The organism is Leptolyngbya sp. AN10 (assembly GCF_050565645.1).
GTDB lineage: Bacteria > Cyanobacteriota > Cyanobacteriia > Leptolyngbyales > Leptolyngbyaceae > Leptolyngbya.
Genome location: NZ_JBNXVP010000002.1, coordinates 38341 through 63133 on the forward strand (window position 1 = coordinate 38341; position 24793 = coordinate 63133).

Consider the following 24793-nt stretch of genomic DNA (forward strand, 5'->3'; position numbering starts at 1 on the left):
TTCAGCGGGGTTTCCTCTATCAGCCCGGAGATTCATTTCCGGGCGAACTGGCAACGCAGCAAAGCTGCTTTTTATACTTCTCAAACACCCTCTGAAGTTCTAACCTGCCTGAGTCACTTGCTGAACTAACTGCATCACTTCCGATCGCGTTAATTTCTCGGCTCCATGTTCCATCGCTTCTAAGGTCGCGTGAGCCAACATCAAAATAATTCGACAGAAATCTAGTGCCGGACTCATCTCTGGAAGTGAAGCGACATAGGCATCTGCAAGTTCAAGCTGACGACGAGAATAAGCCTGCATCTGATCATTCGTCCAGCCTTTCGGATAGAACGTGACCCCACGAGTGTAATCCTCACCGTGATTGCGGAGAATATTCACCGATTGCAACCCGCGCCCAAATCCCACTGCCTGAATGCGATCGGTCTTCGTTCCGTCATACCAAGCCCACAGATCCGAGAGCAACAATCCCACCGAAGCTGCCACACTGAACGTATATTGATTCAACTCGGCTTCGGTCTCGATCGACCAATTGCAATCCGCCCAGTGCGCCATGCGATCGCTCATCGTCGAAATCGCTTCCCAAATCCGTGGCGCAATCTCAGACGGAGCATACGACAACCATTCATCTAATCGAAGCGTCACTTCTTCGAGATGCGGCAACTGCGGTTCAAAAATCGGGCGAAAATCTTCTGCGGTAAATCCGCGATCGCTCCCCTGTAACACCAAGCTAATCTGCCGCAGCATTCGAGCTTTCACAGCGTTATCTAGCGTAGGATGATCTTCGATTTGGTCGATCGCTCTCATGCAAAGATATGCTGAAGCCACCGCTTCCTGCAATCCACCCGGCAACCGACTAATCGGAATATAAAACGTTCGACTCGTTTCCTTTAGCAAATCCAACGCGGTTCTATTTAAATTCATGCGATATTCACTCCTCTCTCGAAACTTTTATAACAGGTTGCGTTCTCGAAAAACTGTTTCTCCAGATTCGATGCTGCTAACTCAGAACGAATTACGGCTCCGTTCACAAATTCATAGCACTGATGCGGTAGACTTCCCGCAGAATTAGGACGATGTAATGCAGTATTGGTTAATGAAATCTGAGCCAGATGTCTACTCAATTACCGATTTAGAACGCGATCGCGCCACCGTCTGGGACGGGATACGCAACTACCAAGCCCGCAACTATCTGCGATCGATGAAATCGGGAGATGTCGCGTTTTTTTATCATTCCAATGCAAACCCTCCTGGCATTGCTGGCTTAATGAAGATTGTGGAATCTAATATCGCAGATCCGACCCAGTTTGATCCCGATAGCAAATATTACGACGCGAAATCGGCTCCTGATTCTCCCCGCTGGCAGACCGTTCGCGTTGAATTTTTGCAAACAATACCGTTCATCCCGTTAAATCAATTACGAGAGAATTTTACTCCAGAAGAATTGACGGTGGTGCGACCAGGCAATCGATTATCGGTCTTGCCTGTGGCAACTGAAATGGTCGATCGAATTTTGGCGCTAAGTTGTCAATAAATTCCCAACTAAAGGTGAAGCCGCTAGGATAGAATTGTTAAGCGTTTTTACGATTTCTTTCCACCCTAACGGTCTATTTATGACTCTTCCCATTCGCAACGTTGCCATCATTGCTCACGTTGACCACGGTAAAACTACACTTGTCGATGCTCTTCTTAAGCAGGCGGGAACGTTCCGCGAGGGAGAGGAAGTTCCGGACTGCGTCATGGACTCGAATGATCTCGAACGTGAGCGCGGGATTACGATTCTGTCAAAAAACACAGCGGTTCGCTACAAAGACACGCTGATTAATATTGTGGATACTCCTGGACACGCGGACTTCGGCGGCGAAGTTGAGCGCGTTCTAGGAATGGTCGATGGCTGTCTGCTGATTGTCGATGCCAACGAAGGTCCGATGCCGCAGACGCGATTCGTGCTGAAGAAAGCTCTGGAAAAGGGACTTCGCCCGATCGTATTTGTGAATAAGATCGATCGACCTCGCGCCAATCCGATGATCGCAGTTGATAAAGTGCTGGATCTGTTCATCGAACTCGGTGCAGATGATGACCAGTGCGAGTTTCCTTACTTGTTCGGTTCTGGCTTGTCCGCCTTTGCGAAAAACACGCTAGAAGAAGAGTCGAGCGATATGCAGCCGCTCTTTGATGCGATTTTGCGCCACGTTCCACCGCCAGTTGGAGATGCAACCAAGCCGCTTCAGTTGCAAGTGACAACGCTTGATTATTCGGATTACCTCGGTCGGATTGTGATCGGTAAGATTCACAACGGTACGATCAGAATCGGGCAACAAGCCGCGATCGTCACTGAAACAGGTGCGATCGTGAAGTCGAAGATCTCGAAGCTGATGGGCTTTGAAGGTCTGAAGCGCATCGAAATCGAAGAAGCAACTGCTGGAAACTTGGTTGCGGTAGCCGGATTTGCCAATGCAAACATCGGTGAAACAATCACTGATCCCAACGATCCTCAAGCGTTACCACTGATCAAAGTGGATGAGCCGACTTTGCAAATGACCTTCTCGGTCAACGATTCGCCGTTTGCAGGTCAGGAAGGAACGTTTGTTACTTCTCGGCAATTGCGCGATCGCTTATATCGCGAACTCGAAACAAACGTGGCTCTGCGAATCGAAGATACCGATTCACCCGATAAGCTTGCTGTTTCAGGTCGGGGTGAATTGCACTTAGGCATTCTGATCGAAACGATGCGTCGTGAAGGTTACGAATTCCAAGTGTCTCAGCCACAAGTGATCTTCCGTGAAGTCAACGGTCAACCTTGTGAGCCGTTTGAAACCCTGCTGCTGGACGTGCCAGAGGAATCGGTGGGAGGCTGTATCGAGCGTCTCGGACAGCGCAAAGGTGAAATGCAGGATATGCAGGTCGGAACCAACGGGCGCACAAACCTAGAGTTTGTAATTCCGGCACGAGGTCTGATCGGCTTCCGGGGTGAGTGTATGCGACTGACACGCGGTGCGGGCATCGTGAACCACAGCTTCTTAGAGTATCGTCCAATGAGCGGTGATATTGAAGCGCGTCGAAACGGCGTTCTGATCTCGTTTGAAGAAGGAGTTGCAACCTTCTATTCGATGCAAAACGCTGAAGATCGCGGTGTATTCTTCATCCGTCCGGGTACAAAAGTGTACAAGGGCATGATTTTGGGCGAACACAATCGACCCCAAGATCTCGAACTCAATGTCTGTAAGACGAAGCAATTGACTAACCACCGCGCATCAGGCGGCGAAGAATTAGTGCAGTTGAAAGAACCGATCGACATGAGTTTGGAACGCGCTCTTGAGTACATCGGACCCGATGAACTGCTTGAAGTCACCCCCCAATCGATTCGATTGCGGAAGGTGGCGAAAGCGAAGAAGTTAGCGAAGAAGTAACATAAGTTGGGAGATTGAAACAGTTTCGGTCTCCCGTCTTTTTAGGCTGTTTTTGACGCGCAAACTCAATTCTTCATTCAGCGCAGCCCCGACTCATCGCCTCAAGCGATTTCTGCTCCTGTCGATCTGTCTCTCAGAAGTTCGCTATGTGAGAGTTTGGTCGCATCAGTAGTTCGATCGCAGCAGATTGTTCATTCCATTGAAGGTACTATCGAACCATCCGACGGTATTAATCAGGTCTTGTACGAGTCGAGGCGGTCGGGAGATTAAAGTATCAAGCGTAATTAAGCGATCGAAATCAATCTGCACTTCTCCCGATCGCTTTTGTCCTTGGGCATCATAAAACTCGACTCCAGCAAGCTCCATTACTTTAATTAATTCTTGAGCAATGATGCCGTAGGCGATCGTTGTTGCATGAATGCCATCCAGTGAGAACAGTCCGCCTTCGATTCGTCCTTGTGCATTGGAGCGGAAGAAGCGCGAATCGGGGACAGGTTTTAGGGCTTGAAGTGCAGGCGGCAATTCGTAGTAAGTCCACCATTCCGGTTGTACCTGGGGTTGATTGAAAAAGCGACGAGCCGCTAAACGATCGAGCAATCCTACCATTTCAAATAAGTACCAATCTCGTCCTTGCTTACGTCCTTCTCGAACTGCGTTTGCAATTGAGTCATTGTATTGGTCGATCGCACTATCGATCGCTCTTGCTTCGTTTGCTGTCAAATGAGGATGCTTTGCAGGATTGAATGGCTTATCTTTGAGCCAGAACAGAGTGTAGTAGGGGAAGTAACGCGATTGTGATACGACTTTTTCGCCGACACCACGAGCAAAGGGCGCGATCGTGACATGCGGAACTGTACACCAAATCACATGACGAGCGCGAATCTGCTTGACTTGTTCAACAATCAAATCAAGCTCTGCCTGAAAATGGATCGGTCGCCACACCGTATATCGATCGTTGATATCCATGTCATCGTAACCGACATCTGACCACTTTACGTTGAAGGTTAGAATGCTGCCAAGTGCATTGTTCGCTCCGATAAAAACAATTAAAGTTTCGATCTCGTCATCAGAGAGTGTTTGAGCAGCTTGAAGCGGGGTTAATGCTTTTCGATTTACAGTTCGCGCTGTATTCAGAACTCGAACCGCAGCCCGTTCATTGTGGTGGTCAACGACTTGTCTAAGAAAGTTATCTTTAGATGGAGTATTTTTTAGAATCTCTAAGCAAATATCTGCATTGCGAGAGAGGGTATTTCGTAGATCCCATCCATACACCGCTAAGTTGTGGTTAATCTCGCCTTTCTCTGAGAACTGAGAACCTGTACCGCGCTCCCAATAGTCTTCGCTCTGATCGAGAAAGCTTCGCAAATTCAATAACGCGAATGGAATTTCCCACCATTTCAATTCATTGCCGAATTGCTGCTCTAAGCTTCGAGAGAGCGATTCTAGGTTGAGTGGAAGCCCGTCACCTGGACTGTTGTAAGTTGGATAGCGAAAGTCTTTCCAGCCCAGTTCATGAGCAATCATCGCGGCATAAGAAAGGTTGGTTTGGAAGATTGCGCCACTCTGAAAACCGTGAGTGAGCGAATCGCCGATCGTGACTAATCGGTGCTTTGGAGTACTTTGTCGATCGACTTGTACTGGAATTCCGAGAGTTGGATCAGATTCAGGTTGACGCGGTTCTGCTTGAATGATGACATCGGGGGGAGTTTTGTCATCAAGCATCGCTGAGTATACGGTTTTTACCATTATCGTCTCCTGAACACGTTAAAACTCGGATAACCTCTTTAAGTAAACAAATAATGTTCCCTTTTGACCAATTTCTCAACTTATATTTACCGGATTGTTTCCGCCTCAGTTGCACTCAAACTGATCGTAATCTCTCTCTCTCCGGAGGCAGAGGGTCTCTCCAAATAGAGACTACTCAAGATAGATCCCTCTGCTTGAAGATTCACCCTAGAATCTCTTTACCAATAAAAACCCGTAGTGGCATCACGTGGAGTGGCATCACACAGCGGCGACAGACACTAATAATAAATTGAGGCTTGGCAGGACGCATGATTCGAGTCATTTTGATTGAAGACCACGATTTGACCCGCGTAGGCATACGAGCGGCTCTACAACAAAGAGAAGGGTTTGAAGTGATTGGAGATGCTCGTGATGCGAAGTCAGGGCTAAGATTACTCAAAACGTCTCAACCCGATGTCGCGATCGTGGACATCGGACTTCCAGATTCTACTGGAATTGATCTCACTCAGCAATTCAAACAAGCACAGGCAGCGGGAGAAAATCCCAATACCAAGATCTTGATCATGACCATGCAAGATAGTGAGGACACTGTTCTAGCGGCGTTTGCTGCGGGGGCAGATTCTTACTGTATGAAAGATGCAAGCATTGATAAGCTTGCTCAAGCGATTCAGACCACAGCGGGCGGAAATGCTTGGATTGATCCTGCGATCGCACGTGTGGTACTTCATCAAACCCAGAAGGCTTACACGTCTAATCAACAATCGCCTGAAGCTGCGACGATTTCGATCAATCGATTATCGGACGAAGATTTTATTCCAGCTTATCCGCTGACCGAACGAGAATTAGAAGTCTTAAAGCTGATCGTAGATGGTTGTAGTAATGCTCAAATTGCTGAAAAACTCTACATCACGGTGGGAACAGTTAAAACCCATGTTCGGAACATTCTGAATAAGCTTTGTGCAGATGATCGAACACAAGTTGCCGTTCGTGCTTTAAGAACTGGTTTAGTTCAATAGATTGAGCTAGGGTGCATTCCGAATGAGTTGGATCGGGTTTTCGATTCATTCGAGCAACACCCCTTAAGCGGTCAAAGCTTCAATGCGTGTAAGCAGTTGAGTAAAATCGATCGGCTTTTGAATATATCCATTCGCACCTGCGTCAAGTCCTGGCTGTACCTGCATTCTGTCGTGAGCAGAGATCAGCAAGATCGGTAGGGTGCGATTGTTCGATCGAATTTCTTGGGTTACTTCTAACCCATTCATTCCAGGCATCATTACATCAAGTAACACTAGATCAGGTAGGCATTGCTGTAATCGATCGAGTGCAGTGATGCCACTCTCTGCGACTTCAACCTCAAAGCCTTCTGCTTCTAGAAAAACTTGCAGGAGTAGCAAGTTATCGGCTGTATCATCGACTGCTAATATTTTGCGCCCTTTTCGTTCTAACACGGCTATAACCCTTTACTGAGATTAATAATTCGTCTACGGTTGTGTTTCTGGTTACTCTTATGGTTGCTTTTCTTCACGCGAAAGCAGTCATACTCTAGAAAGATTTTGCTGCAATCCTGCGAGGGGATTTTGGTTTCTCTCTTTTGGGGCTTATCGGTTTAGAACAGATTCTCTACGCTAGTGGTTGTTCTAAACCTATGAAATGGAGAATATTTTATGACAACCACTATTGAACAGCCCAAGAACCGAAATGGTGCATTGTGGTCGGGTATTTTATTGATTGCGTTAGGAATCGGTTGTGCGATCGCGCCTGTCTTCTCGACTTTAGTAAGCGAAACGTGGATTGCATTGATTATTTTATCCGCAGGTTTTACGAAGCTAGTATATGCGGTGCAAACTCGTGAACAGGGTGGGTTTCTCTGGAAGATTTTACTGAGCGCGCTTTACATTGCAACTGGGGTTATGTTGCTGGTTGCTCCTTTGACGGGTGTGTTGACGCTGACGTTGTTGTTAGGTAGCTTTCTACTAGCAGAAGGTGGATTTGAATTGGTGTTAGCGCTCCGTTTGCGTGAGCAGAAGAACAACTGGCTATGGTTGCTTGGAAACGCGATCGTGACCGCAGGTTTTGGCGCATTTATTTGGTTCCAATATCCGTCTAATGCACCTTGGTTGCTGGGTACGTTGGTGGGTGCAAGTATTTTTGCAAGCGGTTTATCGCGCGTGATGTTCTCGCTCAATCCTCAAATTCAGTCAGATAGTTCTGCGACTTCTGCATAGGTTAGTACTGTTCAATTTTTAGCCTCCAATCTGTTCAGGGTTGGGGGCTTTTTGCTGCTTTCGACTCAGTGGGCACTTATGATTCGTGCAGGAAGTCTACTGAATGATTCTTAAACTTGAGGAATTTTTACTGCTCAGAACGGGGGATTTGGGGGGCACAAGTCGCCTGAACTGTAGGCAGAAAGAACCTGTGAAAGTAGGATTGAAAACCACGATCGGGCTAGGCGAATCAACATTACTGCTAAGACAGCCGCTAAAACGACTCTAAAAGCTGGCTCAGTTCCTTTTCCCGATGTTGAAGCCGTTCAGCTAGTAAAACAACAATAAAGCGATGAATCCCTGCGGCTAACATTGGATTCGTCTTCTCAAGCTGCTCGAACGTTGCAGTCGGTAAAAAGTACAAAGTACTGGGCTTGTCCGCGACAACCGAAGCCATTCGATCAGTTCGGCGGTAGAGTCCCATTTCCCCGATCGTATTCCCGATCGTATAGGTGCGAATTCGTTTGAGTTGCCCATCTCTTAGTGTCAGCACCACACTCACTTGCCCAGATGCAACAAAGTACAGTCCATCGTAGGGATCGCCCTGATGAAAGAGGTATTCACCCTCTGCTAGTTCGCAGACTTCTAGATAGTCCATTAAGCGATCGACTTGACTGGAATCAGAAAAATCCGCTTTAAGCTGAGTGGCTAAAGCTGTTTTAGGAGACTGAGATGGGTTTTCACTCAGCGGTCGGTGTTGTAGTAAAACCTGTTGCTCGTACCATTCTAAGCCTCGGTCTAGATCCGCAAAGACATGACAAAACGAATCATCTTCTTCTAAACATTCACCTTGTTCTAACCGCTGTTTGGCTTGAGTTGAAAGATGAGTGTAAATCAGATGAATCTGTCTTTGACGCGCAATCTGATTGAGTTTAGCAAAACTCAGAACTGCTGAAGCATCAAGTCCACTCACTAATCGAAAATCGAGGATTACATAGTGAACCGGAGATAGCTGATCATTATGAATGCGATCGCGGACTTGATTTAACAGCTTATTCGCTGTTCCAAAAAAGATCAGTCCTTGCAATTCCACAATATACGCCTCTTCTCCTTGGGATTCCAAGATCTCTAACTCCTCAGAAGTCCGGAGAACATTACTATGGTGAAATGCGCCTGTACTGGTTCGACGAGTCACCGTTAATCGACTGTAGTTAATCACAAACAGAACGATCGCGGCTCCCAATCCAACTGCGATCGCTTGTAGAAATCCGACTGTTGCAGTAACTAAAACAATCAGAACAATGATGGCGTAATCTGCTCGATCGAACTTAAACCAAGCTTCGTAGAGCCATTCATTAAAGAACTCGACTGTAATTAACAAGGGCATTCCAATCAGAATAAAATTCGGAAAGAATGACAGCACCGTTGCCCCACCGATTACCATCGCGAGACACATTCCAGCAATCACCCCACCGACTAATCGTCCTCTTGCTCCCAATTGATAAGACAGCGCATTCTCTCCAGCACTCGGAAAGCCACCTACACCGCCACCCACGCCTGAAACGATAGAAGCGACTCCGGCAGCCTTTAATTCCCGATTCAAATCGAGATCGCGGGAAGCGACAAGCTCAATGCCATTCGCGTGAAGTAAAAGCGCGATCGCGGAAATTAACCACAATGCTGCCAAGGTTGGAATCTGCTGAGCAATTACGCTCCAGTTCGCCTGCTGAACGGCATTAATCGTGACAAACTGGTACAGCCCACCTGTGGGAACACTGCCCAGTAACCATCCACGACTATTCGCATCTGCGATCGAAGTTCCGGTCAATGCCAACACTGCGTAAAAGAGTGCAACTGATCCCAGAATAATGCTTGGATAGACTAAGACACTCTTAATCCGCTGAGGTAACACAAACATCGCAGCCGCGAACAATGCAGCCGGAAACCATTGCCAAAACACATTTGACTGGAAAAAATTCGCGATCGAGAACGGCTGTAAGTCTAAGCCTGAAACCGACTGTAATGCGGCAGTGAAAAGTAATGCACCAATTCCCGCCAGAAATCCGCCTACGACTGGATAAGGAATAAATCGCACAAAGCTTCCAAGACGAAACCAGCCAAGCCCCAGAAAAATTGCCCCTGTCACAAAGCTATTCACGACCAAGGTGGCAACGACCGTTAGAAACTTTTGTTCCACAGGTGCATCGGGCATTGCTGCCACAACCTGCCGCGCAATCAAGCTAAAAATCGGAACCGTTACTTCTGCGATCGTTGATACGATCGGTGGAAATGAACTGAGCGCAGATGCAACACCGCTAATAATCACAGAGCTAAATAGAAATAGCCCAATGCCAAGCGGCAAATACGGTTCCAGTTCTCCAGAGAAGATCAGCGCACCAAACGCGACGGCACTCGTTACCGTCAGCAGACCCATAATCGCGCCTGCCATTATGTTCGAGAGAACCGGGTTTATGCTGGATTTAGACTCTAAAATGGAAGCCACTGTAATACAAAGATAAAAATAGAAAATAGTTCTAGCTTTGCTTATCGTATAGAACTCTACGCCGCTTGATGCAGTTCAGCGGAGAATATCCTACTTGGGGTATATATAGCGATCCTAATTGAGTCGTAAACATTAGAAAGAGTGGGGGGTAGGGAGTAGGGAGTAGGGAGTAAGAAATCAAAACGGGAGCAACTCCCCACACCCCACACCCCACTTCTTCACAACCCTCCCTACTTCACAACTCACTTAGGATTGCTATAGAACTGACTTCAGGACAAATAAAAAAGGGTTTCATAGAAAACCTCCATGAAACCCTGATGAATTTTGCAATCTCGGTATCTAGCCGATGATCTGCGAAAGTAAGCTTGTTTCACCAATCATTGGGAGTTGATTTGACAGGCATCCTTGACAGCCACAAACAATTCTCATTCCAGTTAGCTCAGAAGGTGTAGTTAGCGATCGAGTCAACGCATTAAATGCTTCTGCGGCTCCAAAATTCACATTCCAACCGAGGTCGCGCAATCCAGCGATCGTCAGTACACTGGTCGGAAATGTTGTCTGAGTCTCACTAATCTCCGGAGTCATCAACTCGTTTCCAAATACTGCTTCACTCCAGTGAAATCCTTCACTCACCGGAACTGCAACCTGTCCTCCGACTCCGAGCATTTCACCATACGCCCAACCCGCATAAGTGTTGGCGCTATAAGAAGACGTACCAAAGTTCGTGAGTCTGAGATTTCCCACATCCCAAAGTGTGCCAATCCCTAGAATGTGAGCAATCTCATGAATCATGATCCGCTTGAAGTACGGCAGATTATTCTGCATTGTGCTGAATGCTTGCCACACAGAGTTAATCACGGTTTCACCCGTTGTGGGTAAGAACAATCCGTTGACATTGACCAATCCACTGCCATCAGGTCCTGCTTTTGCCAGAGTGCCCACTCCATTGTTCCAGTCGAGTGCGCCTGTTTTAACGCGAATCACGAGGTTGTGTACACCTTGGAGACTGCTGTGCGTGATGATGCGCTCCCAAAACTGAACGGCTTCCTCGATCGCGGCTCTCATATTACTGGAGAGCATAGAAGTTGAACCATCGCTGTAGTCTAACTGAATGTCAAATCGTCGATCGTCTGTTGCTTGTGCTGTGAAATTGGTCGAAAGCGTGTAGTTGGCAGATTGATTGTTATAGCTCATCACTTGAATAAAGTAGTTTCCAGACGAGATAAAGCGTCGAATGGATTCATTCGTTGCACCTCGCTCCCACTGCCAAGCGAGGACATCTCCAGTATCAATCTGTCCATTGTTGTTGAAGTCTTGAATCAGTCGCACATCTGCATCTCCGGAAAGTCCCGCCAGGCTTGCCGTAAAGACACCAGGCTGACCAATGCTAAACCGATAGAAGTCGTTTTGGTCGCTGCTGCTCACTTGTTGGGTGCGACTAAAGATCACATTGCTCGATTCAGCCGTTGTGAGTGTGTTTCCTGGATCGCCTAGAGCTTGGATGGTGAAGTTAGCATCGCTCAGATCCCAAACTAAGCTATTCAATACGCTTGAAATGCGGATTTGATAGTCTGTTCCATCCACCAAATTCGTTGGTAGTATCCACTGAAAGACCCCATCGTTTTCGGTTGAACTTGCGATCGTGCTGTGCAGTGTTGTTCCTTTGAACAATTGAAGCGTTACACCGTCTTGGACATTGCTCATCCAAGTAATGGTTTGAGTGGAACCTGGACGGAAGAGATTGCCGCCATTCGGAGAAGTAATGCTGATTGTGCCGGGATGAATAATGTCGAATGGATTGCTTTCTGCAAAGAGATTACTATCGGCAAGACTGGTGACGCGAACTTGGTAGTTACTACCAACTGCGAGAGTTCTCAGCACAGACCACTGAAATTCTCCATCACTTTCAGTCGATTCGTTCAGTGTGCCAAGTCGAGCACCGTTCCTGAAGACATCGATTCTGACATTTTCACTGATCGTGTCGCGCCAAGTGATGAGGGGTGTCGTTCCTTGACGCACCGAGGTTGGAATCTGAACCAAGGCGATCGATCGCCAATCGGCTTCAAAAAAATCCGCTCCGAAATATTGGGAATCCACGCGATCGCGAATCCATCCGACTTCGCTACCTAATCCATTCGCATTTTGCCCAAGAGCAGCGGGCGTGAAGAAGGTCGTAGTTTCTGAGTCGTAATAGGACTGAATGGTGACGCGGTTGAGATCTGCGATCGTGCCCCCAGTTCGACTTCCTGTGATTAAATAACGACCATTTGCGCCCGTTTCATTGTTGGTGTTTGTCAGATCAAAGAACTGTCCGACTGCGTAAGTTCCATTGAACGCGGTTACTGTGCCGCTGTAGTAGTCTCCAGAGGTATTTTGCCCGTTGTAGTAGTAGATGAAATCATATTGAACAACCGGGCGTGAAGTTGGATTTAACGACAGTGTGTAAGCCGTTGCAGTCGGTGAACTGACGAAAGCCCGAAGGAAATAAGTGCCAGCCCCCAGTAGTCTTGATGAACCTGTGGGTGGTGATAGTACATTGCCATTGCTATCTAGAATCTGAACGTTTACAGCGGTATTGGAGAGTCCAACGTTCAGTTCAGTGACTTCATTCAGCGTGAATTGATAGAAGTCTTCAGTATCCGTGGACGTGAAGTTTTCTGAAAAGCTTGCCGCGCCGTTGAGGGTTCCAATGTTAAAAGCAGTCGATCGAGAATTGCCAACACTATCGATCGTCGCAGGTTCATCGCTCCGACTATTAGCTGCAACAATTCGCCAGTTGGTATCTGCAACGGAAGCGATCTCAATTCCCAATGTAACGGTTGCGCCTTGAGTAAACCAAATGACATTGTTTCCACTTAGTGCATTCCGCCACAGTAGATCCGGTTGAGCATCCCCATTGAAATCCGTCACCGCAGCGACTTGCCAGTTGCGATCGGCAAGCGTCGGCAGTGAGGCTGAAGAGATGGCTTGATTGCCGTTCATGAACCAGATTAAGTTCTCTCCTGAAGCCGCATGTCGCCACACAATATCAGGACTGTTATTACGATCGAAGTCTCCAGACCCAACGATTTGCCAATTGCGATCGGCGACTTGCGGCAAGACTGTGACCCCAAATGGTGTGGCTCCATTCATCGACCAAGCTAGATTCTCCCCGCTTTGAATGTGTCGCCAGAGGAGATCCGGTTGACTGTCGCGATTGAAATCATTGACCGTCACCAATTGCCAATTGCGATCGGCAACTTGCGGCAGAGTAATCATCCCAATCGGATTGCCGCCATTCATCAACCAAACGAGATTTTCCCCACTCTGAGCATTGCGCCAAACATAATCGACTTGACTATCGCGGTTGAAATCTGCACTCCCAACAATCTGCCAATTTGGATCGGCAACTGTAGGTAAAGATCGAGCCGAAACCGGAGTCGAACTTTCCATCGTCCAAGTCAGATTGCTTCCGGCTTGAGAATGTCGCCAGACAATATCAGCGGTGGGAGCGCTCAGTCCTGAAACATCGAGCCGATAGTTCGTACTGCTGTTGGAAGCAGCGACGCGGATGAAATAAGTGCCGGGATTGAGAACCGTATTGATGAGTTCTGCGATCGCAGTTGCATTTGTCGATCGCTGTAGCGTTTCATTGGTGTCAATCACACCGTTGCGATTGCGGTCTTGAATCAGTTCGAGATTGGCATTGCCGCTTAATCCGGTTAGCGAGAGTTGTATACTACTTTTGCTATTGATTTGCAGGCGGTAAAAATCAACTGGATCAGTTAGATTAACGGTTCCAGCAAATGACTGAGAGGTTGCAGTTAGGTTAATCGATCGAGCAGTATCAAAAGTATTGAAGCTCACAGCAGTTCACTCTTCAAGAAGTTTTATGAAGAGTGCCCGTTTATGTTTCTCTGATTTTTCACTTTCTCATGACACCGATCGATCTTTATCGTTTCTAAATAAACAACCTGATGTTTCTCTTGTGATGTGAGCGTTATCACGATTGTACTGTTATGGGATCACAGGAGATTTTGATTGCACTGCACAAGTTGTAACTGGACTGTGAGCAGGTTGACCTGCGGCTAAGACAATGTTTCCCGTTGCATCTCGATACCAAGTCGTTGCTTCAATCATGGATTGCAATGCGATCGGAGAAACCGCATCTTTCTGAGCAGTGAGCGGGCGCAAGTCTGCCCAGACCGAATACAACCCAGTTTGTTCTAATGGATTCATCGGCAATCCACCGCGCCCAGTGATGATAAATCGACTCTCTCCGGTCGTAGCGCAACCGTTTGTGAGTTGCTGATTAGAGTTGATTACACTGACCGGAAGCTGAACTAAACCAGAGTTAGGATTGATGTCTGGAGTATTGATTTGCACAATTCCATTTATTCCAAATCTTGAACTCGCAGTAATGTCACTTTCGGGTGTGAGTTGAGTTCGATAGTTCAATCCTAGAATCGATTGAGTCGTGATATTAATATTGCCGCCGCGACCGTCGATCGCATTTGCCACAATGTCACTATTTTCCAAGCCTAGGATGACGGGAACCTTGAGGTTGATATTCCCGCCGTTTCCCTGTCCTAGAGCAGTACTTGTAATCGTTGCTCCGGTTTGTAACTTCACCAGTTGAGACTGAAGCGCAATGTTGCCACCGTTTCCAGCGGTCGTAAGCGCACCAATCTGACCTCCGCGATCGAGAAGAATTTGCTGGGCTTGAACGCTCAACGTTCCAGCATTGCCAATTCCATGATTCAAGACTGTAACCGTTCCTTGATTGCTAAGTCTCAAAACAGGAGTATTGATCGTGACGCTGCCTGCATTTCCTTGCGGCTGAACCGGGATGCCAAACAAGCGTTGAAGATCGAGATTGGCAAAATCGACCGTTGACGCGATCGCGCTCGAATAACTGCCCGGAACCCGACCCGCGATCCCGATCGATTCAGAGGCGTTCACGGTCACATTGCCCGCAGATCCTTGACCAATGCTCGAAGAAGCAACTGTGCCGCCATTTTGGATCATCATGGTGCGAGTGTTCACGATGAGATTGCCTGCATTCCCGCCCAATCCTACCGAGCTTGCTGCGATTCCACTGGAGATCAATGAGGGTGTATAGCCGTTAACTTCGATCGTACTGGCATTGACTCGAATGGTTCCGCTCGACCCGGTTCCCAGCGTAGTAGTTGCCGCGTATCCGCCGTTTGTGACCGCAATGTGTTGAGCCGAAAGTGTGACATCGCCAGCATTGCCAGTCGAAAAGGAAAACGATCCAAGGGTACTAAAAATATTCGGTGCAACTGCGACAAATCCATCGACTTCGATCTGTTCTGCATTGACCGTGACGGTTCCCCCGATCGAACTACCATAATTTCGACTGCCAATGATTCCACCTGCTTGAACCAATAGGTGCGGAGCCGAAATGTCGATCGTGCCATTTGCCCCCATCCCCACCGTTTCATTGATAATGCTGCTGCGAATACTGATATCTGGTGCAGTTCCAATCACACGAACAGAGTCGGAAGCTGAAATTTTGAGGTTTCCGCCTGTTTGAGTTCCTCGATTTTGCAGCCAAATTGCTGATCCGTCTAAAACTGTGATGTTTCGTCCTGCAATCTGAACTGAACCGGAATTGCTGCCGTTTACATCAATCAGCGATCGACCTGTGAGGCTTACATCTCCAAAGCTAGAAACGCGATCGTAGTTCAATCCCGTTGCCGTAAGTCCGACGAATCCTTGCTGAACCCCTCCGAGGTCGATCCGTCCTTCGGGTGCAGTGAGAATGCCATTTTCTAAGCGAATTGAACCACCAATTAGCGCGATCGAGGAGGCAGCTAATCCATCGTGTGGCTGTGTGGGAACATAGGGAGCAAAGACAGGATTTGCTGTAGTGAGTCGATGTCCAGTTCCTTGAATCGTAATGTTTGCTGGAGCTTGTCCGAACTGTAGACCAACTGGAGCGCTGATAGTTAACAATGGCGACTGAGTTGCACTAAACTGAGTCCCATCTTCAAACTGAATTGTATTTGCAGTAGTTCCAATAAAAGAGCCGCTGATATTTACCTGAGCATTTGAACCGAAAACAATCCCATTCGGATTGAGAAGAAACAGGCTGACAGGCTGTTGATGATTTACAGTTTGAATTAAGCCATCAATGTTGGAAATATTGCTGCCTGTGACTCGATTAAAGATCGTTCTGGTATTCGGAGCATTGATTAAGTCAAATGTTGCAGATCCGCCTGTTGGAACTGAGAACTCTTGGAAACTATGAAAGAGATTCGATCGTGCAGTCGCTCCATCTGTAATGGTGAAATTACGTCCATCCGAACTATTCACAGTCGTATTGATTGAACGATCGGGAATAATGGATTGAGCTTCAACCGCTGTGACAGCGCTGAGTGAACTGAGTCCGACAAGTACAACACCTGCAATCGATCGCATAGGTTTCTCCGAGCACAGAACAGTTTTAATGTTCCCCAGAGAAAGTAAAGTTCATTTTTCTATGTGTACCAACAAACAATTGATCTGATAGAGTGAGGCAGAAAGACTCGATAAATCTATGGATCTGGTTCAACTGATTCCGATTTTTGCGACTGCGATTGCAACTTCGACTCCACTCGTATTCGCGACTTTAGGTGAAACAATCACAGAGCGAGCAGGCGTAATCAATCTTTCTGCTGAAGGCACGATTTTGATGGGTGCAATGACGGGATTTGCGATCGCCAAAACACTCGAAGCAACAGGAACAGTTCCGAGTTTAGTTTTGGGATTTGCAGGAGCAGGATTAGTCGGAGCCGCATTTGCTCTCATTGTGGCGTTTGGAGCGTTGACCTTAAAGCAGTCCCAAGTCGCGATCGGGTTTGTCTTAGCATTATTAGGAGCGAATTTATCTTCGTTTCTTGGAAATGCGTTTGTGAGAATTCCAGGTCCAACAGTTCCAAGTTTTAGGATTCCGCTGCTGCAAGACATTCCGATTATTGGACGGCTGTTTTTTCAGAGCGATTTATTGGTGTATCTGAGCTATTTTGCGATCGCGTTTGTGTGGATCTACTTCTATCGTACTCGTGCTGGATTGATGTTAAGAGCGATCGGCGAACAACCGAATGCTGCATTTGCAAGAGGGACGAATGTGGTTTTGATGCGATACGTCTACACGCTGATTGGTGGCGCGATGATGGGAATTGCAGGCGCAGCATTTTCGCTGAACTTCAAAGCGGGATGGAGTCAGTTACATACAGCGGGATATGGGTGGATTGCATTAGCGATCGTCATTTTTGGCGGTTGGAATCCTTTAAGAGTTGCGATTAGCTGTTATCTCTTCGGAATTCTGCAATCGTTGGCGGGTGTGGCTCAAAGTACAATCCCGGATGTACCAACTCAGGTGTTTACGGTAGCTCCGTTTTTGTTGATGATTCTACTATTAGTGCTGACTTCGAGTGATGGTTTAGAGCGATTGTTGAAATTGTTGCCTTCCTCGATCGAGAATACAGCATCAGAAATGATTCGTAGTACGCCTCCTGCGGCATTGGGAAAAGTGTTTGAGCAGGATTAAGCGCAAATCCCGATCGGACACCAGTAGGAATAATCGTCGGTAATTTTGCCTTCAGATAGTCTTAGTCCAACTCCGCCCGGAGCGAATTCAGTTCCATCATTGAACAGCCAAGTACTCCAAAGTGCAGTCATCGATCGATCTTCAATTTCAAGCGTTGGAAAGTCGAGCAATTCTTGATAGACATAATCTTGCTCAGTGTACCAAGGATCTTGATTTGCACTTTGAACACCCATTTCGCCGTTAACCATTGAAAAACAGCCTTCTCCTTGTCTTCCTAAAACGGGTTTTGCAAAGTAAGTATCACCCATTTCATCGACAGTTTGAGCCGTTTTGGGAAAGAATTCGTAGACCGTTTCAGCAAGATTTGGGGGAAAGAAATCTAAGCCTAAATCGCTGATTAATGCAAAGATGCTTTTGGGTTGGAGTGAGAAAGCCGAAGCGAAATTTACGATCGCAATCTTTCTTTTCAAGATCAATTCTTCCAGCGCATCCCAAAGTTTCGCACCGGTAGAATCTCGATCGTTGATCGCCCATTCTACCGGATACCACATGAAGAGAATATCAATCTGTTCTTCTTCGTGAAATAGAGATTGATGATCTTTGATGCGGAGTTCTTCAAGGGGAAACGTACACCGTTCTGGAGAAACGAATTGGTTCAACCAGCGCATCGTTCCGATATCTTCAAGATTATCCAGCGTGGTTAAGCCAATTTTGCAGTTGTCGATCGGTTTTTTCAGCCAATCGGCAGCCCGTTGGAGTTGCTGACTGATCGACAAACTGAGCAGCGATTTCATTCCAACTTGAGGAGATTTCATCCCGAAATGTTCTGCAACTCTGGCATTTCCTTCAATACATTCAAACCAAAAGCTCGGTGTCTGAACATTCGCTTCGATGACTTTGTGAACACCTGTCGTTTCATTCCAGCACCAATCCAATCGCATACAAAACGGAGCTAATCCGTCGAATTTCACAACTCGAATTGTTTCCTCTGGAAAGCCATATTCGAGCAAAGTTTCCGCATCGAATTTTCGGATGACCGACCAGAGATATAAAAGAACTTCTCCGACCCGTTTCGCCGATCGATTCATCTCAGCAATCTGACTTTCTGTGACCGGATGACAATGATAGAGCGCGTAAGGACTAGGAACAGATGAGAGGTCGTTCACCAGCGCGAGATTGTACCAAGGCATTTGAAGCTGACGAAAAAAGCGATCGCGTTCCACACTTTGAAATGGATTACTCATCCTCCTGCGCGACCTCCGCCAAAGCTACCGAATCCGCTCCGACCCGACGATCGACCAGAAACCCCTGTCCGATTTGAACCTCCAGAAGAACCGCCACCAGAGCGATAATATGTCCCGCCAGAGCTTCCACCCGATGAACAATTTTGGGGGACGCGCCCTTGGGCATCTGGTTGGCATTCCGTTGAAGAAGGCGTACACCCTGAGAGCGGCAAGAGTATCATGGTTGACACTGCCAGGGGAAAGAGGACTTGTAAGCGATTTGATTTCATAATTACCGTCCAGAACTGACGGGCACATACTAAAGAGATACAACGCGATCTCAATGTTCCCGCACCGTGGATGTTAAAAACCGTAAAGCGCTCTCCGAAACTGGGCAGAACTATATTGATATCGAGTTAGGACACCGTTGGAGCATTACCATGACGAATCCCGCAAACCCCCAAGGAAACGCCAGCATTCCCGATGAGAATCGCGGTCGAATTCTCCAGCGCGGCGGCGAAGAATTGATTGTGGAAAAATTAGACGATCGCTTTGCTGTGAATGCGACTTCCAAACAAGAAGCGTGGGATATCGTCAATAAAGCTCCTGTGCAAATTAATCCCGGTGCTGCTCCGCCTCAATTGACAGAATTTATTGTTGATCCGAATCAGAAGGATCAAGTGCTGAATCAAGTCCGGGCAGAAGACGCAGTGAACTATGCAAGTCATGTTTACCAAATTAAAGACAATCCTGGCTCAAAGTTGTACGTGACGAATCAAATCACGGTTCAGTTTGATCCGAATATCAAATCGGATGTGATTAGTTCGATCGCTCAAGAATTTGCGCTTGAACAACTCAAACAAATTCCTGAAATTCCGAATACGTTCGTTTATCAACTAACTGCGAATTCGACTGAAAATCCGTTGAAGATTACGAATCGATTAATTACTCGATCGGAAATTCTCACCGCAGAACCAAACATTATTGTTCGCCAAGAAGGTTACTATCGCCCGAAAGATCCGATCTATCCGAAACAATGGCATCTCAATCACACAGGCGGACAGGACTTAGTTTCTGGCTCTCATGTGTTTGCAGAACAAGCTTGGGACATTACGAGAGGAAGTCGATCGATAGTCGTTGCTGTGATGGATGATGCGATTGATCTGAATCATCCTGACTTTCAAGGAATGGGCAAGATCGTTGCACCTAGAGACTTTAAGGGCAGAGACTTCAACCCTCAACCTGATAATGCGGGAGAAGATCATGGCACTTCCTGTGCGGGAGTTGCGGTTGCCGAAGAGAACGGATTCGGTGTCGTGGGAATTGCTCCGGGATGCGCTTTGATGCCGATTCGGACAACCGGATTTTTAGATGATCAAACGATCGAGGATTTATTCGGATGGGCAGTCGATCGAGGTGCTGCGGTGATCTCTTGTAGTTGGGGTCCGAGTGCAGTTTATTACCCACTTTCTTTAAGACAACGGGCTGCAATTACTCGTGCAGCAACTCAAGGACGAGATGGAAAAGGTTGCGTCATTCTATTTGCTGCGGGAAATGCGAATCGTCCAACGAATGGAACGATTAATGAATCGGGCTGGCGAAACAATGCGATTAGCGGGAATACCAGTTGGCTTGGAGGCTTCACAGTTCACCCCGATGTGATCACAGTTTCAGCTTCGACCAGTTTGAACAAGAAGGCAGCTTATAGTAATTGGGGTGCGGAAGTTGCTATCTGTGCGCCGAGTAACAATGCTCCTCCAGGAATGGGACTGCCTGGAATTGGTTATGTCGCGACTCCTCCAGAAGTGCGATCGCCGCTCCGAGGATTAGGAATTGTAACCGCCGATCGACGAGGCAATGATGGTTATGATGCAGGCGATTTCACTTATGGATTTGGTGGTACATCGAGTGCTTGTCCCTTGGTGGCGGGCGTTGCAGCATTAGTTTTATCTGCAAATCCAGAGTTAACTGCTCAAGAAGTACGGCAAATCTTACAGCAAACCGCAGACAAGATTATTGATTCTGATCCCGATCCACAGTTCGGATTGCGAAAAGGAACTTACGATGCGAATGGTCGCTGTGATTGGTTTGGATATGGAAAAGTCAATGCCGCGAAAGCAACTCAAGCCGCGATCGCTAGAAGATCTCCTTTAATGGTTGCTCGATCGATTTCTGGTGAAAATAATAATATGCTGATGATTCCTGATGGCAATTCATCTGGGATTGTTAGCGACATCCAGATTAACGAGACTGGAACAGTTAAAGATATTCAAGTCACAGTAAATATTACTCATGCTTTTCTGGGTGACATTGAAGCGAGTCTCGTTTCACCTTCTGGACGAGTCACTTTACTGCAAGGTCGAACACTAGGAAGACAAACAGCTTTGACCCGATCGTATTCCCTCCAAACGACACCAACCTTAAGCAGAATGCTAGGACAATCTGCACAAGGACGATGGCAATTGAGAGTAATCGATGCGATCGCGAATGATACCGGAATCATTAATGGATGGAGGTTATCGATCGGGATCTAATAATCGAACAAGGGATACTCATGAAGACTGCGAGATCGATCGATCGTGCTGGAATCAGATTGGGTTTGCTCCCTGCATACAGGATCACGTTATACCAAATCAATCTATTCATGCCACAGATCCTTCGCCCCCTAAATCCCCCAATTCTGGGGGACTTTGATTCTTGTTCCCCCAAATTTGGGGGTTAGGGGGCAACGCGAATCTGTAGCACTCAAAAATCAAATTGGTATTACAAAAAATTTATCAATTGGAATAATTAAAGACTCCCTGCAACGATTCTTTAATATATGAATGGTTGTTCAGATGTTAAGATAAAGACAACTGAATTTGGAGAAACCAAAATGACCACCGTAAATCAAATGAAATGCGCCTGTGAGCCTTGCCTGTGCATTGTTTCAACCGAGAGTGCCGTTCAGAAAGACGAGAAATTCTATTGCAGTGATGCCTGCGCGAATGGACATCCAGACGGACATGGCGACTGCGGACACAAAGGCTGTAATTGCTAAACGACAACAAACAAAAAAGAGATGAGGCAAAGATAGCTCCATCTCTTTTTTGTTTGAATGAATTAACCGACTTGAATTATGCCGTGGCGAATGGAATTCGGTGGGCATCTCAGGCTCATAGACCTCACGGACTGAGCAGAATTAACTGCTGATCTTGCAGCGATCGCACTTTCTCGATCGAAATCGGAATTTCCGCCAAGATCTCTTTCGTCGATCGAGTTTGATTCCCGTCGCAAGCTTTCATAAACGCGAACTCTTCCTCTGACAAGTTGATGATCTGATAGTCGAAATTAAATAAACATCGACTTTCCCAACCATCCATACAAGGACTCCGCTCAGGAATGGCTTGCAACAGCGCTTCATCCGAACTCCAATCCGATCGCGGTAATTCTCCTCGTCCCAAAAAGAATTCGTAGTGCGTGACTGATTCTGGATCAAGCAATTCGATCAAGCGATATCTTTCTCGATCGCTCAAACTCTCTGCTTTTTCCAACAAATCTGGATGATTAAACAATCGAGCCGCTTCCCACTGACGCGGATTCGAGAAGCCCAAGAACTTTAATCCCGAAGCATCAATCAACTCGAACAAAGTCTGAATGTTGTAATCGACTTCACGCGGATGCACATACATATCTGCAAAACATTCATCGCGGGTATTTTCCATCGACCAGCGTTCTTGTTCGCGCCGCACTAATCGATTATTCGGAGGCAAAGAAGCAAAAATCTGTCGCCCGATCGCAACCCCTTCTCGATAGTTCGATCGATCCGATTGGAGTAACGCGATCGCTTCTTGCATCAATTGAATCTCGCGTCGTCCCAATTCCGAATAGACGAAAATGTGCATCAATCCACCAGGTGCGAGTTTTGTCGCCAGCGATCGAATTCCCCGAATCGGATCAGGTAAGTGGTGCAGCACTCCTACACAATTGATCAAGTCAAACTGTCCTGACAACTGATCTGCATCGTACAAACTCAGGTGATGAAACTCTACTCGATCGGCTCCCGATCGCTGACATCGCTCTCGCGCCACAGCCAGCGTTCCCGAACTGAGATCAATCCCCGTCACCTGAGCTTGAGGATTCAAATGCACTAAATATTCAGTTCCAACTCCAGTTCCACAGCCTGCATCCAAAATCCGAACATCCTGGCGTTTCGGTTTTTGTCCGGTACAAAAGCTATAAGCTGCAAGCCAATTCCAACGCCAGTTATAACCGGGTGGCGGCTCATCCAACAAAGGTTCAGGCGGAAAAGGATAAGTATTATAAAGTGCAGCAACCGCAGCACTAATCGTTTGAGGATCTGACATGGCTTCGAGAAATAACAGCAAGCGCGTATAGATCTAGTCTCTCATCCGATGCGCCACTGTAGACGGGAATCCGTCCTGTTACGAATCGATCGAGATTTGCCACAATGAACAAAGCTGAATCGATCGAGCGATACAAAAATCATGGATAACAATAATTGGGTCACGCAGCTTCTGATGCTAGGTGTGGGAACGACCTCTCTGGTCGCTGAAAAGCTTAAAGAAGTGGGCGATCAGTGGGTAAAAGATGGCAAACTCAACCCCGATCAGGCAAAGGGCTTTGTCGATGATCTAATGAATCAACTCAAAACCGAGCAGGGTGGCTTTGAGGCTCAAATGCAGCGTCAACTTCGGAATATGCTCATGGATCTCGGTGTCCCACGTCAGGCTGAGATGGACGAACTGCGGGGAAGACTCGATCGCTTAGAGCGTCAACTGCGAGATTTAGAGAATAAGCTCTGGAAATAGTGCCAAAATTGAAAAGCACATTCGAGAGGACTGATCGATGAGAGAGATTTTGATCAGCTTCGGGGTAATGGTGGTCTGTGTCGTGCTGCTGATTGTGGCACAAGTGACGGGTTCCCGTGACAGCGCGATCGCTGGTAATTTACCCGTAACCGAAGCTGCTCCTGTTGTACAAGTCGCGCAAGCTGCCGATCTAAAACCGATGACGACTCCAAATCCTGAGAATAAAGAATCCACGACAACCGCTTCAGGTCTGAAGTACACCGATGTAGTGGAAGGCACGGGCGCAACTCCTGAGCAGGGTCAACTGGTGACGGTACACTACACGGGCACGTTAACCGATGGCACGAAGTTCGATAGTTCCCGCGATCGCGGTCAGCCATTCAAGTTCAAAATCGGTGTCGGTCAAGTGATCAAGGGTTGGGATGAAGGAGTCGGCACGATGAAAGTCGGCGGTCGGCGGATGTTGGAAATTCCCGCAGAGTTGGGATACGGCAGTCGCGGAATTGGTCCGATTCCCCCGAATTCGACGCTGTTATTCGATGTGGAATTGCTCAAAGTGGGCTAATTTCTGATTAATTTTTCAGGCTCTCCAGTGTCAACGCTGGAGAGTTTGTTTTTTGATAAGGTGAAAGCATTCTGTGTAGGAAACGTATGAAAGCGATCGAGGTTACAGGCACAATTCAAAACGGCAAATTGTTGCTAGATCAGCCTTTAGAAGTTGAATATACTGGGCGCGTACAAGTGACGGTATTGATTCCTGAGTCTGAAACGGATGAGGATGAACCGCGAGAGAAGATCTTGGAAGATGTTCGACAAGGATTATACGAGGCGATTACTGGGCAAACTATTCCGCTTTCGCAGATGTGGGAGTCGCTAACAGATTAGGGAAAGTAGCGGTATATTTCCCGTCGGTGTAGAACACGAGCAAATGTAATCAAGTCGCCTTCGATGATTAGCCCCAATCGATAATCTCCCACACGAACGCGATAACAATCGTCATAACCTGCCAGTTTTTTGAGGTTGCGAATTTCGTCTAGCGTATTGCAAGCTGGAATTTCTTCAAAACAGAGTGCTTTGATTGCTGCGAACGCAGGTGTACTTTTTAGTGCTTTGAGATCTTTTAGAAAGCTGGGTTGATATTCAACGTTCACGGTTGCTCCAGTTCGTTAAGCGCTTCGGTCAACGAGAGCGGAGTTTCTTGTCGAACTTCTGCGATCGCTCTTCCCATTGCGTCATCTTCGATCGCTTCAATCAGTTTTTCATAGTCGTTAATGTCGAGAATTACTTTGCGAATCTGTCCGGATGCGTCGGTGATGAATTCTTGAGCAAAGGGATAGGACGGGTTGATCATAAGCTTGGATAATT

22 protein-coding genes are annotated in these 24793 nt (G+C 47.1%); 11 read left to right on the plus strand and 11 right to left on the minus strand.

Going from position 1 to position 24793, the window contains the following annotated elements:
• Positions 1-99 precede the first annotated feature (99 nt).
• On the minus strand, positions 100-921 hold the full coding sequence (locus ACQ4M5_RS03070) for a squalene/phytoene synthase family protein (RefSeq protein ID WP_430674127.1): 822 nt from the start codon (positions 919-921) through the stop codon (positions 100-102).
• 157 nt (positions 922-1078) lie between these two features.
• Between ACQ4M5_RS03070 and ACQ4M5_RS03075 the strand changes: the two genes are divergently transcribed.
• Both ACQ4M5_RS03075 and typA read left to right on the plus strand, forming a co-directional pair.
• The gene (locus ACQ4M5_RS03075) at positions 1079-1531 is read left to right on the plus strand and encodes an EVE domain-containing protein (RefSeq protein ID WP_430674128.1); all 453 of its coding nucleotides are present in this window, start codon (positions 1079-1081) and stop codon (positions 1529-1531) included.
• Between the two features lie 79 nt (positions 1532-1610).
• Entirely contained in the window at positions 1611-3407 is a 1797-nt protein-coding gene (gene typA, locus ACQ4M5_RS03080) for a translational GTPase TypA (protein ID WP_430674129.1), read from the plus strand.
• 165 nt (positions 3408-3572) lie between these two features.
• Here the strand turns inward: typA and ACQ4M5_RS03085 are convergent, their stop codons facing one another.
• Positions 3573-5153, minus strand: coding sequence for a hypothetical protein (locus ACQ4M5_RS03085; protein ID WP_430674130.1), 1581 nt, complete (start codon positions 5151-5153; stop codon positions 3573-3575).
• Positions 5154-5461: 308 nt separating this feature from the next.
• Here ACQ4M5_RS03085 and ACQ4M5_RS03090 point away from each other — a divergent pair, with 308 nt between their 5' ends.
• On the plus strand, positions 5462-6169 hold the full coding sequence (locus tag ACQ4M5_RS03090) for a response regulator (protein WP_430674131.1): 708 nt from the start codon (positions 5462-5464) through the stop codon (positions 6167-6169).
• Positions 6170-6232: 63 nt separating this feature from the next.
• Here ACQ4M5_RS03090 and ACQ4M5_RS03095 read toward each other — a convergent pair whose 3' ends face one another.
• Positions 6233-6601, minus strand: coding sequence for a response regulator transcription factor (locus ACQ4M5_RS03095; protein WP_430674132.1), 369 nt, complete (start codon positions 6599-6601; stop codon positions 6233-6235).
• Positions 6602-6817: 216 nt separating this feature from the next.
• On the opposite strand from ACQ4M5_RS03095, the gene ACQ4M5_RS03100 reads away from it, so the two are divergent.
• A complete protein-coding gene (locus tag ACQ4M5_RS03100; protein WP_430674133.1) occupies positions 6818-7378 on the plus strand; it encodes an HdeD family acid-resistance protein in 561 nt (186 codons plus the stop codon).
• A gap of 103 nt (positions 7379-7481) precedes the next feature.
• Complete coding sequence (locus ACQ4M5_RS03105; protein WP_430674134.1) at positions 7482-7646, plus strand: hypothetical protein; 165 nt, start codon at positions 7482-7484, stop codon at positions 7644-7646.
• Here the strand turns inward: ACQ4M5_RS03105 and ACQ4M5_RS03110 are convergent.
• From ACQ4M5_RS03110 to ACQ4M5_RS03120, 3 genes are all read right to left on the minus strand, one after another.
• Complete coding sequence (locus tag ACQ4M5_RS03110; protein ID WP_430674135.1) at positions 7632-9806, minus strand: SulP family inorganic anion transporter; 2175 nt, start codon at positions 9804-9806, stop codon at positions 7632-7634. The genes ACQ4M5_RS03105 and ACQ4M5_RS03110 overlap by 15 nt on opposite strands.
• Positions 9807-10199: 393 nt before the next feature.
• Positions 10200-13706, minus strand: coding sequence for an FG-GAP-like repeat-containing protein (locus ACQ4M5_RS03115; protein ID WP_430674137.1), 3507 nt, complete (start codon positions 13704-13706; stop codon positions 10200-10202).
• A gap of 150 nt (positions 13707-13856) precedes the next feature.
• Positions 13857-16283, minus strand: a complete 2427-nt coding sequence (locus ACQ4M5_RS03120; protein ID WP_430674138.1) for a filamentous hemagglutinin N-terminal domain-containing protein — start codon at positions 16281-16283, stop codon at positions 13857-13859.
• 118 nt (positions 16284-16401) lie between these two features.
• On the opposite strand from ACQ4M5_RS03120, the gene ACQ4M5_RS03125 reads away from it, so the two are divergent.
• Positions 16402-17394: an ABC transporter permease gene (locus ACQ4M5_RS03125; RefSeq protein WP_430674139.1), complete on the plus strand. Its 993-nt coding sequence runs from the start codon at positions 16402-16404 to the stop codon at positions 17392-17394.
• Here the strand turns inward: ACQ4M5_RS03125 and ACQ4M5_RS03130 are convergent.
• Together ACQ4M5_RS03130 and ACQ4M5_RS03135 are read right to left on the minus strand one after the other, a co-directional pair.
• Positions 17391-18638 (minus strand): glutathionylspermidine synthase family protein, encoded by a 1248-nt coding sequence (locus ACQ4M5_RS03130; RefSeq protein ID WP_430674140.1) that lies wholly within the window; start codon positions 18636-18638, stop codon positions 17391-17393. The genes ACQ4M5_RS03125 and ACQ4M5_RS03130 overlap by 4 nt on opposite strands.
• Positions 18635-18907, minus strand: coding sequence for a hypothetical protein (locus ACQ4M5_RS03135; protein WP_430674141.1), 273 nt, complete (start codon positions 18905-18907; stop codon positions 18635-18637). The genes ACQ4M5_RS03130 and ACQ4M5_RS03135 overlap by 4 nt, the downstream gene beginning before the upstream one ends.
• 66 nt (positions 18908-18973) lie before the next feature.
• Between ACQ4M5_RS03135 and ACQ4M5_RS03140 the strand changes: the two genes are divergently transcribed.
• Both ACQ4M5_RS03140 and ACQ4M5_RS03145 read left to right on the plus strand, forming a co-directional pair.
• A complete protein-coding gene (locus ACQ4M5_RS03140) occupies positions 18974-21151 on the plus strand; it encodes a S8 family serine peptidase (protein WP_430674142.1) in 2178 nt (725 codons plus the stop codon).
• Positions 21152-21492: 341 nt separating this feature from the next.
• Complete coding sequence (locus ACQ4M5_RS03145) at positions 21493-21657, plus strand: metallothionein (protein WP_430674143.1); 165 nt, start codon at positions 21493-21495, stop codon at positions 21655-21657.
• Between the two features lie 124 nt (positions 21658-21781).
• Here the strand turns inward: ACQ4M5_RS03145 and ACQ4M5_RS03150 are convergent, their stop codons facing one another.
• Positions 21782-22963, minus strand: a complete 1182-nt coding sequence (locus tag ACQ4M5_RS03150; RefSeq protein WP_430674144.1) for a class I SAM-dependent methyltransferase — start codon at positions 22961-22963, stop codon at positions 21782-21784.
• A gap of 141 nt (positions 22964-23104) precedes the next feature.
• On the opposite strand from ACQ4M5_RS03150, the gene ACQ4M5_RS03155 reads away from it, so the two are divergent.
• The 3 genes from ACQ4M5_RS03155 (at position 23105) to ACQ4M5_RS03165 (ending at position 24313) form a co-directional block, all read left to right on the plus strand.
• On the plus strand, positions 23105-23428 hold the full coding sequence (locus ACQ4M5_RS03155) for a phasin family protein (RefSeq protein WP_430674145.1): 324 nt from the start codon (positions 23105-23107) through the stop codon (positions 23426-23428).
• Between the two features lie 37 nt (positions 23429-23465).
• On the plus strand, positions 23466-23993 hold the full coding sequence (locus tag ACQ4M5_RS03160) for an FKBP-type peptidyl-prolyl cis-trans isomerase (RefSeq protein WP_430674146.1): 528 nt from the start codon (positions 23466-23468) through the stop codon (positions 23991-23993).
• Positions 23994-24079: 86 nt separating this feature from the next.
• Complete coding sequence (locus ACQ4M5_RS03165; protein WP_430674147.1) at positions 24080-24313, plus strand: type II toxin-antitoxin system RelN family antitoxin; 234 nt, start codon at positions 24080-24082, stop codon at positions 24311-24313.
• Here ACQ4M5_RS03165 and ACQ4M5_RS03170 read toward each other — a convergent pair.
• Positions 24310-24579, minus strand: coding sequence for a type II toxin-antitoxin system RelE family toxin (locus ACQ4M5_RS03170; RefSeq protein ID WP_430674148.1), 270 nt, complete (start codon positions 24577-24579; stop codon positions 24310-24312). The genes ACQ4M5_RS03165 and ACQ4M5_RS03170 overlap by 4 nt on opposite strands.
• On the minus strand, positions 24576-24779 hold the full coding sequence (locus ACQ4M5_RS03175; protein ID WP_430674149.1) for a hypothetical protein: 204 nt from the start codon (positions 24777-24779) through the stop codon (positions 24576-24578). Before ACQ4M5_RS03175 ends, ACQ4M5_RS03170 begins: the two co-directional genes overlap by 4 nt.
• Positions 24780-24793 lie beyond the last annotated feature (14 nt).

Excerpts from the sequence above, each read along its gene's own strand:
- ACQ4M5_RS03110 (WP_430674135.1), bottom strand. The coding sequence starts at position 9,806 with ATGGCAGGCGCGATTATGGGTCTGCTGACGGTAACGAGTGCCGTCGCG.
- ACQ4M5_RS03150 (WP_430674144.1), bottom strand. The coding sequence starts at position 22,963 with ATGTCAGATCCTCAAACGATTAGTGCTGCGGTTGCTGCACTTTATAAT.
- ACQ4M5_RS03135 (WP_430674141.1), bottom strand. The coding sequence starts at position 18,907 with ATGAAATCAAATCGCTTACAAGTCCTCTTTCCCCTGGCAGTGTCAACC.
- ACQ4M5_RS03075 (WP_430674128.1), top strand. The coding sequence starts at position 1,079 with ATGCAGTATTGGTTAATGAAATCTGAGCCAGATGTCTACTCAATTACC.
- ACQ4M5_RS03070 (WP_430674127.1), bottom strand. The coding sequence starts at position 921 with ATGAATTTAAATAGAACCGCGTTGGATTTGCTAAAGGAAACGAGTCGA.
- ACQ4M5_RS03090 (WP_430674131.1), top strand. The coding sequence starts at position 5,462 with ATGATTCGAGTCATTTTGATTGAAGACCACGATTTGACCCGCGTAGGC.
- ACQ4M5_RS03085 (WP_430674130.1), bottom strand. The coding sequence starts at position 5,153 with ATGGTAAAAACCGTATACTCAGCGATGCTTGATGACAAAACTCCCCCC.
- ACQ4M5_RS03145 (WP_430674143.1), top strand. The coding sequence starts at position 21,493 with ATGACCACCGTAAATCAAATGAAATGCGCCTGTGAGCCTTGCCTGTGC.
- ACQ4M5_RS03165 (WP_430674147.1), top strand. The coding sequence starts at position 24,080 with ATGAAAGCGATCGAGGTTACAGGCACAATTCAAAACGGCAAATTGTTG.
- ACQ4M5_RS03100 (WP_430674133.1), top strand. The coding sequence starts at position 6,818 with ATGACAACCACTATTGAACAGCCCAAGAACCGAAATGGTGCATTGTGG.
- ACQ4M5_RS03105 (WP_430674134.1), top strand. The coding sequence starts at position 7,482 with ATGATTCTTAAACTTGAGGAATTTTTACTGCTCAGAACGGGGGATTTG.
- ACQ4M5_RS03125 (WP_430674139.1), top strand. The coding sequence starts at position 16,402 with ATGGATCTGGTTCAACTGATTCCGATTTTTGCGACTGCGATTGCAACT.
- ACQ4M5_RS03155 (WP_430674145.1), top strand. The coding sequence starts at position 23,105 with ATGGATAACAATAATTGGGTCACGCAGCTTCTGATGCTAGGTGTGGGA.
- ACQ4M5_RS03120 (WP_430674138.1), bottom strand. The coding sequence starts at position 16,283 with ATGCGATCGATTGCAGGTGTTGTACTTGTCGGACTCAGTTCACTCAGC.
- ACQ4M5_RS03130 (WP_430674140.1), bottom strand. The coding sequence starts at position 18,638 with ATGAGTAATCCATTTCAAAGTGTGGAACGCGATCGCTTTTTTCGTCAG.
- typA (WP_430674129.1), top strand. The coding sequence starts at position 1,611 with ATGACTCTTCCCATTCGCAACGTTGCCATCATTGCTCACGTTGACCAC.
- ACQ4M5_RS03175 (WP_430674149.1), bottom strand. The coding sequence starts at position 24,779 with ATGATCAACCCGTCCTATCCCTTTGCTCAAGAATTCATCACCGACGCA.
- ACQ4M5_RS03160 (WP_430674146.1), top strand. The coding sequence starts at position 23,466 with ATGAGAGAGATTTTGATCAGCTTCGGGGTAATGGTGGTCTGTGTCGTG.